We start from the raw sequence: 12,702 nt of genomic DNA on the forward strand, positions 1-12,702 counted from the left end.
CCTATCTATTCATCAATTCGTCAAATACAATCAGTTCATTTTCGGTCAGCACGCGGTCTCCCGCCTCCAATCCTGTTTCGACAAAGGCGTAACTTTCATTTTCCGAAATGATATCGACAGCTTTTACGGACAGGTCACAGTCGCTTTTATAGATCACCACATAATTCTGGTTGTTATGCAAGATAACCGCATCTTTAGGTATTGCCAGCAAGGGTTGCTTCTGCCCTGCGGTCCCTTTCTCGACCAAAACATCCACGCTCATACCCGGTTTTAGTCTTAAATCCTTGTTGAGCAGCTTGACCCGCGCTTTGACCACACGCTCTTCGGGATCAAAAAAGTTGGCCACCTGGTCAATATAGCCTTCAAAATATTCGCCTTTATAAGCCAGGGTCGTGATCTTTACATGCGCCCCATTTTTGACGTAGGGCAAGTTATTTGCATAAATATTTACCGTTACCCAGACCTCATTCAGGTTGCTGATGGACACTAAGTCCGTATCGTCACCCACCGTCATTCCCGGGCTCACCTTTTTATCGACGATATAACCCGCTTTGGGTGCGCGGATATAAAAAACACCATCTTCCGATGAACCGTTCAACAGTTTCATATTGGCTTTCACATATTGGATCCCAATCTGCACTGCTTTCAGTTCACTTTCCAGCTCTTCCAGCTCCCGCTGTGAGGCCATCCCATCCTGGAGCATGCTGCGCATACTATTCACTTTGCTTTCCGCCAGGCGCTTACTGTTTTCCAGCTCACGGAGTTCCTTGCTCAGATCATTGACCGAAGTCCCCTTGAGCGTTACCAGCAGCTGCCCCTTTTCGACATAGTCGCCCATATTGACAGCGACAGCCTGTACCATGCCCTGGATTGGACTCTTTAAGGCTGCGAGTTCATCCTGGTTGTATTGGATTGCACCGTTGAGGGCAATCTGTTCGGACACATCCCGCTTTTGGATCGAATCAATTTTAATATGGCGTTTGAAATCCTCATTTAGGCAAAAACCTGTAGTGCCAACAGCCTGTTGCTCCTCCTTTTGTGTTGACTGACAGCCCGGAAGTAGACAAATAGACAAAAGCATCAACAGCAATAAAAAATTAGCTTTCATTGAACGATATCCTTTCCAACTAAATAGGTTAGTTCCTCCCTGTACTGTAAGTATTTAGCCCTTCGCTCCAATAGTGATTCTTTATTTTCCATATAATTATTGATAAAGTCTATAAATTCAACAATGGTCAGCCTGCGTTCCTGAAAATTGCGGACATAGCGTTCCAGGGCCACATCCAGCTGACCGTCAAATCCATTGTCTGTAGATTTCAAACTCGCTTCCAGATTGCTGAGACGCGATGAAAGAAAATCGATCTCCCGCTCAATATCGATGCGGAACTGCTCGATTTCAACCTTGTTCTTTTCCAGTTCCAACGTGGCGACCCTGATGTTTCCCTGGTTTCTATTAAACAACGGCAGATCCATGGCCACGCCCACCCCCACAAAATCGCGCATAATGTTACCACCCCGGTCATAATTCAGGGAGACCTTCAGATCCGGCACCCGTTCTGCTTTCTCTATGTCCAGCTGGGCCTGGCCTTTCTTAAATTCATTGTGGATGATTTTATAATCGCTGCGATTATCCAGCGCCATGATTTTCCATTCGTCTCGTCTGTTTGCAATAAAAGCAGGACTACCTAATGTGTCCGCAATGGAAAGCACCTTGCCTTTCGCCCCGAGATAGCGTGCAACATCGTTCATTTTTGCAATTTTCTCCTGCTGGATTTCATTCAATTTATTACCAAAGGCGATCGTCTCGCTCTGGATCCTGAGGTAGTCCATTTCGCTGACATTGCCTGCTTTCCATTGGTTTTGGTACGATTGTGCCAGCTTATGGAAGATATCGACCTGATTGGCGTACAGCCGTTCTTTCTCCTGGAGCACCTGTAAGTCCAGGCATTGGCTTCGGAGGTCATATTTCAGATTTCGCAGCAATTCCTCAAACTGAAGTTGCGCATTCTGCTTCTCCAGAAGCTGCAGCTGTACTCGCTTTTTTCTTTTGCCGGCCAGTTCAATCGTCTGCTCCAGTTCGATCTGCACCTGTTGGTGTCGCCCATAGTTTCCGATCAGAGCAGGCAGGGATTCGCTGGAAGAGTTTTTCCAGAGATTGACCTCACTGACTGAAATATTGGGGTTGGGCCATAATTTCGCCTGCAATACCGCAGCCTCAGCCTGCTTTAGCTGAAAACGCTGTGCCATCAAGCTTAAGTTATGCACTAGGAATACCTCTTCTATCTCCGATTTTTGCAAGCGGTTTTCAGCCACTTCCTGTGCACATAGTTTGCTGTTCAGCCCAAGAAGAATAATGAATACTATACCTATTTTTCTCACTTTATTTTGTATTTCCACAAAACTAAGCGTGAGGGATTACAGACAACTTTAGCCTAAATTAAAGTTTGGTTAGAAAAGATTAGAGAAAGATTAGAATTTTGGAAAGAGCAGCGATACCCTCGTTCCCCTATCATCTGAATAAATATCAAAGGCTACCCCCTGGTCTTTAAAGACAATCTGTGCGAAAGAGAGCCCTATGCCACTCCCCTTTACATTGCCGACATTCGATCCACGGTAAAAGGTCTGCTTCACGGCCTCGAGCTCGGCCGCGGGGATACCAATTCCATGATCTACGATCTGCAGGGATAAGCGTCCATTGAGAGCCAGCAGTTGTACCAGTACTTCCTTTCCATCCGCATATTTGAGCGCATTTTCAACCAAGTTGGAGATCGACAGGGTAATGAGCATCCGATTGCCACGGAAATTAAAATACTGCGGGTCGTCCACCTGTAGATCTACTTTCAAGGGTACGGTAAATGTTCGGGCAAACTTAGGCACCAGTTCCCACACTACTTCGTCTATGCGAAAGACCTCCATGGAACGTTTCAGCGCCTGGTCTTCTGTCAGCAATAGAAAATTGCCGATCAGGTGATTCAGAAAATTCACATGTTCGGTAATGGTCGCCGCCAGCTCCTGATACTCTTGCTGACTGCGTGCTTTTGTTCCAAAAACCTCCATGGATCCCAGAATACCGGCCAAAGGTGTACGAAACTCATGGGAGACATAGCTCACAAAATTCTTTCGGATAATCATATTTTCACTGATCCGACGCAGGAGTGCATTGTAACTTTCGATCAGATCCTGTAATTCATCCTTCGTCCTGATGACCGTCAGGGGCTCCTGGATCGTATTTAAATCCTTATCGCGAATTTCCGCAATCACCTTGCGAATGGGGAGATAGGCATATTTGCTCAGCCAGACCGATAGCAAGACAATACTGATCAATGCCACAAGAAACACCATAATAAGCGTAAATAACAGGCGGTTTAACTGATGGTCGAAATCCGCATTTGACTCCTTCACAAAGACAAAAAAATCACCTTGGTTATCGGGATAATACAAGCCAAAATAAAAGCTATCGTCTGTTTTAAAATAAATTGTTTTCTCCGATTTTAGCCGGGTCAGCAGATGTTGATCGATTTGACTGTCATTTCGCATACCCCCATAATTCACTTGACCATCCGCATTATAGACAGCCACCATGGCCCGTTTGACCAGGCTCTCATATTGGTTTTTAGATTCCTGGTGCTTTAGCGGACTCTGTTCATCCGCCTCCAGGTAATAGATTCCCGCTATCTTGGCATTTTTCTCAAGCGAGCTGATCAGATGTCGTTCGGATGAGTTGTAAAAAATCCAGTAGATAACCACCGTTGCAAGCCCAAAAATGATCGTGAAGACCAACGAAGTAAAAAGTGTAAGTCTTGTCTTTAAATTCATGGTCAATCCGTTTTGAGCATATACCCTACCCCTTTGACCGTTTTGATCAGGGATATATCAGCTCCATCATCAATTTTACCACGCAGATAAGAAACATACACGTCCACGACATTTGTGTTATTATCAAAATCGATCCCCCAGACGGCCTGCAGTATCGCCGTACGCGAAAGGGTCTTATTGCGGTTTTCGATCAGAAATTTAAACAGCTTAAATTCTTTTGGCGAGAGATCGACCGGTTGGTCCCCCTTATGGACTTCGTATCGGTCCAGATCCACTTTCAGATCCCGAATTGCGATGCTGCCTTCATTTGCCGTCATTTTATAGTTTTCCCTACGGACCAAAGCTTTGATGCGGCTCACCAGCTCCTTAAACGAAAAAGGTTTGACGAGATAATCATCGGCACCGCTATCCAGAGCTTCCACCTTATCATCTATTTCGCCCAGCGCACTGATAATTAAAATTGGAATATGGTTTTTGCGGTAGCGCAGCATCTTCGTAAACTGGATCCCATCAATGCCGGGCAACATAATATCCAGCACCACGATATCTAGAGACTCCACATTGGTCCATTCCCGTGCAGCTTCAGCTGATTCTGCCAAAATGACCTGGTGCCCAAGTTCCTCGAGCCCTTTAATCACAAAGCTACTTATACGACGATCGTCTTCAACCAATAGTATCTGCATATACTCAGTTTATTTGACACGGGGGTATATTGCTACGAATTCCCGCCGGAATCTTACAAGTATACGAATTTACAAATTAATCCTTAGACAGTTCAGGGCCTTCTATTACCCCATATTAACGCATTGATTTACATCACGGGCATCTGTCACCACGCATGACAGGTATTGCTGATGCCTATACAGGGCTAACAACCCACACAAATCGGGGCATTCCAAGTCTGCTCGCGAAGCTCTTATTTCAGACAGCGCGCGGTGACCAGCAATTGTCCGACATGGCGTTGTGCATGTTCGGCAGCATGAAACAGCAGGCCGATCAACGTTGTTGGAATGCGCTTGCGCCCCAGAAAACGCTCCTCGGTCAACGTGCCGGGATCAACAGAAGCTAAGATTTGTAAGGCCTTTTCGATCTGCAGCCGTAAGTTTTGGACCAAAGCAACCACATCCAGCTCCATATCCACGATGCTTTCCTGTCGGAGATAATCAAACTGTTCTGCGGAAAGCGATTGCCCTGCCGCATAAGTAAACATGCGGTCGATCACACCGCGGATATGCAGCAGGTGAAATCCGACACTGGCATTTCCACAGGGACGCGCCCAAAGCTGCTCAGGCGATAGCTGCCGGGTATATTTTGCCGTATCCTCCCCCGCTTGCATTAATGCATGTGCCACCGGCTGCAAGAGATCCGGAATCCCGGCGATTGGTCCACGCATCCATATTTCTAAATTTTCCATCAGTTTCAGTATCCTATTTTCTTTTACATGTACTTTTTAATGCCCAAGCGATCAATACCGGTTGAAAAAACAAACGGGCGAGCCGCTTTGTGTCGGTATCTAATCCAAAACCATCACGCTGGTTTTGATACTGAGCGATATTTCCAGGAAACACGGCAACAAAAAAAGCAGCCGCAATTTTACCGACCTTTGAGCGCTGTTTGCCCTTTGCCAAAATCAGGGCACTGCCCAGGGCAATTTCAGCAAAACCGGAATAAACCACCGTATCGTCTTTAGAGATCGGTACCCAATCCGGCACCTGCGCCTGAAATTCCTTTCGGGCAAAAGTGAGGTGCCCGATTCCTGCCACGATTAAAAAAGCACCTAAGCCATAGCGGGCGACCGTTTGAAGATAAGATTTTTCCATAATCTTTTTTAATAGAAGACAGTACAGGGCAAAAATAGTTTGCACCAGTTACCCACGTTTCGAAAAACAACCCCGACAATTCCCTTCTTTCCCAAATGTTTCCAGAATCTATCTGAAACTTTACCCTGTGGCGTTTTCTGTTTCCAAGCTTAAGACAGCCTGGACGACAAAAAAGAAGTCAACAACAGATGTAATAGAACTTAGTAAAATAGCAAACATGAAGAAATTAACCTGGTTAGCCGCTGTCCTGATGACAGGCAGCGCATTGACATTTACGGCATGTGACAAGGATGATCCGATTGAGACAGCGACTAGCTATGCCGAATTGCCGCAGGCAGGCAAAGCAATTCTTGAATCCTATTTTGGAAGCAATGCTGTCGCCAGCGTCACCCGCAAAAACCTACCTGATACTGATGGTACCCTGTATGAGGTGAGGTTGACCAGCGGCATCGAGATCGACCTGGACAAAGATGGCAACTGGACCGATATCGACGGGAATAATCAAAAACTACCCGATGCATTAATTCCTGCACCCATATTGGACTATGTCACCAAGCAATACCCTGCTCCCCTATTTATCGAAGGGATTGACAAAGAACCCTATGGTTACCAAATCGACTTGTCCAATGACCTGGATTTAAAATTTACCACCGAGGGAGCTTTCATTGGTCTCGATGATTAAATGTCAGACAAAAAAGGGACTTACCATACGATAAGTCCCTAACAAGTAAAAAACAAAAATTATATTATTGACGATCCCAGCCGCCGCCAAGAGATCTATATATCGCGACACTGGCTTTGAGCTGACTGGCTTTCTTTTCCACCAGTTCAAATTTGGATTCCAAGGCATCGCGTTGCGTCAGCAACACCTCCATGTAATCCGCCCGCGCATATTTAAACAGATCATTGGAGATGTCTATGGATTCTTTGAGCGCATCCACCTCCCGGGTCTTGATTGCCAGCCCATTCTCCAGGTTTTTAATTTTGGAAAGCTGGTTGGCCACTTCGATATAAGCCCCCAGTATAGTTTGCTCATAATGATATACCGCCTGCACCTGTCTTGCGCTGGCATTGTAATACGCCGCTTTGATCGCCCTCTTGTTGATCAGGGGAGCAGTCAGTTCGCCGACGAGCGATGTCAGAAAAGACTCCGGCTTAATGAGATAGGTCGGATCAAAAGCCTGCAAGCCCACACCGGCAGCAATATCCAAGGAAGGATAAAAACGTGCTTTCGCCGATTTGATATCCAGTTTGGAAGCCGCCAGTTCATATTCCGCCTGCTTGATATCCGGTCTATTTTCCAGCAGATCAGCAGGGATACCCGTGTAGACAGTTTGTGGAACAAGCTTGTCAAAAGCTTCGTGATCCCTTTCCACCGGCTGCGGAAAACGTCCAACCAGGTAATTGATCCTGTTTTCTGTTTCGGTTATTTGCTGTTTGATATCATATTGCATGCCCTGTGTTTTCAGGATCTGCGCCTCGAATCTTTTGACTGCGAGCTTATTGGACCGGGCATTCTTTTTCAGGTCATTGACTACCGTGAGGGCATCATTTTGGATCTTCACATTCTCATTGATGACCAGCAGCTCATTATCCAGGGCCAGGAGCTCATAATACGCATCCGCAATTTCGGAGATCAGGTGCGTCACCATAAAGTTCTTCCCTTCGACGCTGGCAAAATAGCGCTGCAGCTGTGCTTTGGTCGCATTATGCAGTTTGCCCCAGATATCCGTTTCCCACTTGGCCTGTACACCGACGCCAAAATCAAACAGCGGCTCAGGCATTTCCCTTCCCGGTTCGATTTCCGTATTCTTCTCCATCGCGCCGATATTGGTGTATCGGCTCACTTTGTCCACACCGGCACCTACCTTGACGCCTACCGAAGGTAAATATTCCCCCTTTTTGGCACTGACTTCATTTTTGGCCATCTCGATTTCCTGGAGCATAATATGGAGCTCCTGATTGTTGGCCAGTGCCAGACCGATTAGCCCCTGTAAATGGGGATCATTGAAATAACTGTTCCATTTAATTTTTCCCGTATTTAAGGAGTCGCCGTGTGCTCCCCCATATTGTTCCGGTACCGTTCTGTTTTCGGCACGTTGTTGTATTTCCAAGGGTTTGCAGGCCGCAAAACTAAGCAAGAAAAGTGCGAAACCCGTATATTGATATATTCTATTCTTATTCATAATGTATCATGTCTTCGCTTAAAGGTGAATCGTCTTCGGATTGGATCATCTTTCTTCCGTCGGCCAATTTTGCAAATATGTAGTAGAGTCCCGGAATGACGATCACGCCAAAGATTGTTCCGACAAGCATACCGCCCAATGCAGAAGCACCGATGGTATGGTTTCCAATGGCTCCGGCACCACTTGCAAAGACCAGCGGTACGAGTCCGGCAATAAAGGCAAAGGAAGTCATCAGAATCGGTCTGAACCGTGCCCGTGAGCCCTCGATGGCCGCTTCTAGGATCGAATCCCCAGCCTGGCGGCGCTTGACGGCGAATTCGACGATCAGTACGGCATTTTTACCCAATAAACCGATGATCATGATCAAACCGACCTGTGCATAGATGTCGTTCTCCAGGCCCATGGCTTTCAATAGGAAAAATGAACCAAACACCCCGACCGGCAGTGACAACAATACCGCAAAGGGAATGATAAAACTCTCGTATTGCGCGGCTAATACCAGGTAGACAAAGACCAATACGACCAGGAAGACGTAAATCGCTTCATTTCCACGCTGTGCCTCGTCATAGGACAATCCCTCCCAGGCCACTTTATAGCCATGCGGCAAGGTAGCAAGGGCAGTTTCGTTGATCGCCTGAATGGCATCGGCCGTTGTGTAGCCATTAGCCGGGAGCCCGCGGATCGCAGCAGAGTTGTACATATTGTAACGCGTGATCTCATTGGGCCCCTGTGTTTTTTTCAAGGTCATGAAGGCCGAATAAGGCACCATCTGATCATGGTCATTTTTGACATACAGGTTCAAGATATCCGAAGGCAGCCTTCTAAATTCGGGTGATGACTGCACATACACTTTGAAAAATTGGCCAAAGCGGATAAAGCCCTGTTCGTAGGTACTGCCGATCAGGATATTGAGGTTGTCCATGGCTTTACCGATGGAGACCCCTTTTTGCATGGCGGCATTATTGTCGAACACCAATTCATATTGCGGGTAATTGGCAGCAAAGAAGGTGAAGACACCGGTCAGCTCCTTGCGTTTTTTCAGTTCAGCAATAAAAGCTTTGTTGACCTTATCGAAATCCTGGTAGTCTGTAGTTCTATTCAAATCGAGTAAGCGCATGGAGAAACCTCCCGAAGAACCGAAACCGGGCACTGCCGGCGGTTCGAAAAACTCTACGGTTGCCCCGAGGTTTTTTGACTTTTCTTCAAGCTCCTCCATGATCTCTTTCACACCATGCTCGCGCTCACTCCAGGTCTTCAGGTTGATCAGACAGGTCCCGGCATTCGAACCACGGCCTTCCGTCATGATCTCATAACCAGCGAGGGAAGAGACAGACTCGACCCCATCCACACCCTGACAGATCTTCTGGAGCTCTCTGGAAAGTTTATTGGTCTGTTCGAGTGTCGATCCAGGTGGCGTCTGGATAATGGCATAGATCGTTCCCTGATCCTCACTCGGAATAAAACCTCCCGGAAGCGTTTTATTGATCAGGAAAGTTCCCACACAGAAGGCGATTAAAATCCCCCAGGTGATGACCCTACGGCTGGCGATTTTCCGGAGAAAGGAAGCATAAGACCCCGTTAACCTATCGAAAGTGCGGTTAAAGGCATCGAGCGATTTGGTAAATAGATTGGATTTTTTGGGCTTTCCATGGTTATTTTTCAGCAGCATCGCTGCGAGCACCGGCGTGAGTGTCAGTGCCACCACGGCCGATATCACAATGGAACTCGCCATGGTAATTGAAAACTGACGGTAGAACGTCCCCACGGGGCCTGTCATAAAAGAAATCGGAATAAATACCGCCACCATGACCGCCGTGATGGCGATGATCGCACCTGCAATTTCGGCCATCACTTCCTTGACGGCACTGTAAGGTGAGATCGTGCTCTCCTCCATCTTGGCGTGCACGGCTTCGATCACGACAATGGCATTGTCCACCACAATTCCGATCGCCAGAACGAGTGCAAACAGGGTGACCAAATTGATCGACATGCCGAACCACTGGATGACAAAGAATGTACCTATTAACGACACTGGCACCGCAATGATCGGGATCAGGGTAGAGCGCCAGTCACCAAGAAAAATAAACACCACAATGGCTACCAGGATAAAGGCATCGCGCAGGGTATGCATTACCTGTTCGATCGAGGCATCCAAAAACTGCGATACATCATAGCTGATCTTATAGTCTATGCCCGGAGGGAAATTGCCCTTCATCTCTGCCAGCTTCGCTTTGACATCTTTGATGACATCATTGGCATTGCTCCCATAATTCTGTTTGAGCACAATGGAAGCCGAAGGATGTCCGTCCAGATTGGAGTAGATATCAAAAAATTCACTGCCCAGTTCGACTTTACCGACATCTTTGAGTTTGATATTCTCCCCTTCCGAATTCGCGCGAACTATAATATTTTCGTACTCTTCGGGTTGATTGTACTGTCCTTTATACGTCAATACATACTCCAGAGACTGGGCAGCGATACCCGAGCTCTGTCCCAGCCGGCCCGGCCGGCCGATGATACTTTGTTCCCCGATCGCTTTCATCACCTCATCCACCGATAAGTTGTAGGCCCGCATACGGTCGGGATTTAACCAGATCCGCATGGCATAACGCCGGCTACCCAAGATCTGAGATTTGGCGATTCCATGGATCCGGTTGATTTCGGGAATGATATTAACCGTGGCGTAGTTGTACAGAAACTTTTCGTCCATACTCTTGCTGCTGCTGTACAGGTTGACATACATCAACATACTGGGCTGGATCGGATTGACGATCACCCCCTCCTTTTGCACCAGTTCAGGCAGGAGGGGCATCACCTGATCCACCCTGGTTTTGACCAGCACCACCGCATCGTTGGGATCCGTTCCCGGATCAAAGATCACGTTGACGGTGGCCTCGCCGGCACTGGTTGCGTCTGTAGCGATGTAACGCATGCCCTGCACCCCATTGATGGCATTTTCTAAGGTAATCAGCGAAGATTTGACCAACACATCCGCACTGGCGCCGGGATAGGCAATGGAAACCGCTACCGTGGTCGGTGCGATCTTCGGAAATTGTTCGGTGGGAAGCTGCTTGATCGCCAGTCCCCCGATAAATAGAATGACAACCGATATGACAATAGCAAATACCGGTCGATGAATTACTTTTTTAAACATAATGCTGCGTTTTAATTACTCTGCATATAAATCCAGGTTTGACATGACTTTCTCCGGGGTCTGGTACCTTGCTTCAATGGTCTGATTTTCCTGTACCATGCGAAGACCGTTCAGCAGAATCTTTTCATCCTTGTTCAGGCCCGAAGAGACAACATAGATATGAGGCAGTTCGGCAGCAACCTTTATTTCTCTTGCTTTTACTTTATTATCTTTTGTGATGACATATACATATTTCTTTTCAAGCTCCTCAAATGTAGCTTTCTGGGGGATCATCATCGCATTCACATAAGGAGAGGTAATGACGATATTTCCCGTCTCCCCAAAGCGCAATAAACCCTTTGGATTTGGGAACGTGGCCCGATAAGCAATATTTCCCGTTTCATTGTTGAAGTCCGATTCGATCGTTTCAACAATACCTTCCTGACCAAATTCCTTGCCGTTGGCCATGTTCAGGCGGACATGCATGGGACTGTTGTCCTTCCTGGCTTCCATCTGATTGAGGTATTCCACTTCCGGCACATTGAAGTATACCCACATTTTGCTATTGTCGGAGAGTTCGGTGATCAATTCCCCCTCGTCCACCAGGCTCCCCTTGCGCACATGTAGTTTACCGACGATACCCGAGAATGGGGCGGCGATATCCGTAAATTTGAGGTGGGTGTTCATCGACGCCAGTTCGGCCTTGGCTTTCTCATATTTTGCTTTGGCCATCTCAGTTTCCTGGGGTGCAACGATATCTTTTTCAGAGAGATTTTTGGTATTTTGATATTCGATTTCAGCATATTTGACCTCTGCTTTTGCGCGGTTGACATCGGACTCATAGAGGTTGGGCATAATTTTAAAGAGCGGCTGTCCTTTTTGTACAAACTGTCCTTCATCCACAAATATGGACTGGATGTAGCCCTTTTCCTGCGCACGCAGTTCAATATGGTTGATCGAACGGATCTGGGCAACATACTCTTTATTGACAATGGTGTCTTTCACCAGCGGTGTTGTCACGTTGAAAACTGCGGTTTCCTTCTTTTCCTTTTTTTCAGACTGACAGCTCGTTGATAGCACAATAAAACACAGGCTGATATACATGAAGCTTTTCATGATCGTATATTTTTTAATAATTTTTGAAAAATTTGAACAATAGTGTGACCAGCTTCCAAAATATATGAAAGCCATTTTGATATTCTTTTAAAAAAATTAATTAAAAATCACAGCCTGAAGACACTGTAATGGATATAAAGGGCGTTTTTTAGTGGAGTAAGATGCTGTGTATTGGCAAGCGATATCGCTGTGCGGGTATTGTGAAACTCGGGGTGGATGTAGGCGTTCAGATTTCCAAAATCATTTTTGGAAAGTGCGAATACATTCGAAGCGTCAGTATCGCTGCCCGTCTCATCGTTTTCACCATCCTTCTCGGCAACATAAGCCCTGAGTTTTTCGTGGCGTTGGTGTTCACCTTTACGGATGACTTCAACATCCTGTGCCTCAGTTTTTACCTGTCTGTTGTAGTACTCGACTGCATGGCGGTTGGCTGATGCAGGCTCATTTGACGCTGATGCATAATACCAGCCCAAACTGACAAGCATTGCACACAGAACGCTGAATAGATATTGACGGAATCTTCCTTGCATCGTTAAAGCAAATGTAATTAAACTTTAAAAAGGATGCAAGGAATTTGAATATAGAAGTTTTAAAGATTACAGGTTATTGTTACAAAGTATTTAAAATTAAC

General features: G+C 46.5%; 11 protein-coding genes. 1 reads left to right on the plus strand and 10 read right to left on the minus strand.

Annotated elements, in window-relative coordinates; all coding sequences use genetic code 11:
* Position 1: 1 nt before the first annotated feature.
* From D7322_RS06775 to D7322_RS06800, 6 genes are all read right to left on the minus strand, one after another.
* On the minus strand, positions 2 to 1,108 hold the full coding sequence (locus tag D7322_RS06775; RefSeq protein WP_121122540.1) for an efflux RND transporter periplasmic adaptor subunit: 1,107 nt from the start codon (positions 1,106 to 1,108) through the stop codon (positions 2 to 4).
* Positions 1,105 to 2,379 (minus strand): TolC family protein, encoded by a 1,275-nt coding sequence (locus D7322_RS06780; protein WP_147430307.1) that lies wholly within the window; start codon positions 2,377 to 2,379, stop codon positions 1,105 to 1,107. Before D7322_RS06780 ends, D7322_RS06775 begins: the two co-directional genes overlap by 4 nt.
* 90 nt (positions 2,380 to 2,469) lie before the next feature.
* Positions 2,470 to 3,816, minus strand: a complete 1,347-nt coding sequence (locus D7322_RS06785; protein ID WP_121122544.1) for a sensor histidine kinase — start codon at positions 3,814 to 3,816, stop codon at positions 2,470 to 2,472.
* A 2-nt stretch (positions 3,817 to 3,818) separates the two neighbouring features.
* Positions 3,819 to 4,499, minus strand: coding sequence for a response regulator transcription factor (locus D7322_RS06790; protein ID WP_121122546.1), 681 nt, complete (start codon positions 4,497 to 4,499; stop codon positions 3,819 to 3,821).
* A gap of 233 nt (positions 4,500 to 4,732) precedes the next feature.
* On the minus strand, positions 4,733 to 5,230 hold the full coding sequence (locus D7322_RS06795; RefSeq protein WP_121122548.1) for a DinB family protein: 498 nt from the start codon (positions 5,228 to 5,230) through the stop codon (positions 4,733 to 4,735).
* A gap of 13 nt (positions 5,231 to 5,243) precedes the next feature.
* Positions 5,244 to 5,636 (minus strand): DoxX family protein, encoded by a 393-nt coding sequence (locus tag D7322_RS06800; RefSeq protein ID WP_121122550.1) that lies wholly within the window; start codon positions 5,634 to 5,636, stop codon positions 5,244 to 5,246.
* Positions 5,637 to 5,853: 217 nt separating this feature from the next.
* Between D7322_RS06800 and D7322_RS06805 the strand changes: the two genes are divergently transcribed.
* Complete coding sequence (locus D7322_RS06805; protein WP_147430308.1) at positions 5,854 to 6,318, plus strand: PepSY-like domain-containing protein; 465 nt, start codon at positions 5,854 to 5,856, stop codon at positions 6,316 to 6,318.
* A gap of 64 nt (positions 6,319 to 6,382) precedes the next feature.
* Here the strand turns inward: D7322_RS06805 and D7322_RS06810 are convergent, their stop codons facing one another.
* From D7322_RS06810 to D7322_RS06825, 4 genes are all read right to left on the minus strand, one after another.
* Positions 6,383 to 7,822: a TolC family protein gene (locus tag D7322_RS06810; protein ID WP_121122554.1), complete on the minus strand. Its 1,440-nt coding sequence runs from the start codon at positions 7,820 to 7,822 to the stop codon at positions 6,383 to 6,385.
* Positions 7,815 to 10,976: an efflux RND transporter permease subunit gene (locus tag D7322_RS06815; protein WP_121122556.1), complete on the minus strand. Its 3,162-nt coding sequence runs from the start codon at positions 10,974 to 10,976 to the stop codon at positions 7,815 to 7,817. Before D7322_RS06815 ends, D7322_RS06810 begins: the two co-directional genes overlap by 8 nt.
* A 15-nt stretch (positions 10,977 to 10,991) precedes the next feature.
* Positions 10,992 to 12,071: an efflux RND transporter periplasmic adaptor subunit gene (locus tag D7322_RS06820; RefSeq protein ID WP_121122783.1), complete on the minus strand. Its 1,080-nt coding sequence runs from the start codon at positions 12,069 to 12,071 to the stop codon at positions 10,992 to 10,994.
* Positions 12,072 to 12,178: 107 nt separating this feature from the next.
* A complete protein-coding gene (locus D7322_RS06825; protein ID WP_121122558.1) occupies positions 12,179 to 12,601 on the minus strand; it encodes a hypothetical protein in 423 nt (140 codons plus the stop codon).
* Between the last annotated feature and the right edge of the window lie 101 nt (positions 12,602 to 12,702).

Source organism: Sphingobacterium puteale (genome assembly GCF_003627955.1).
In the GTDB taxonomy this organism is placed as follows: Bacteria; Bacteroidota; Bacteroidia; order Sphingobacteriales; family Sphingobacteriaceae; genus Sphingobacterium; species Sphingobacterium puteale.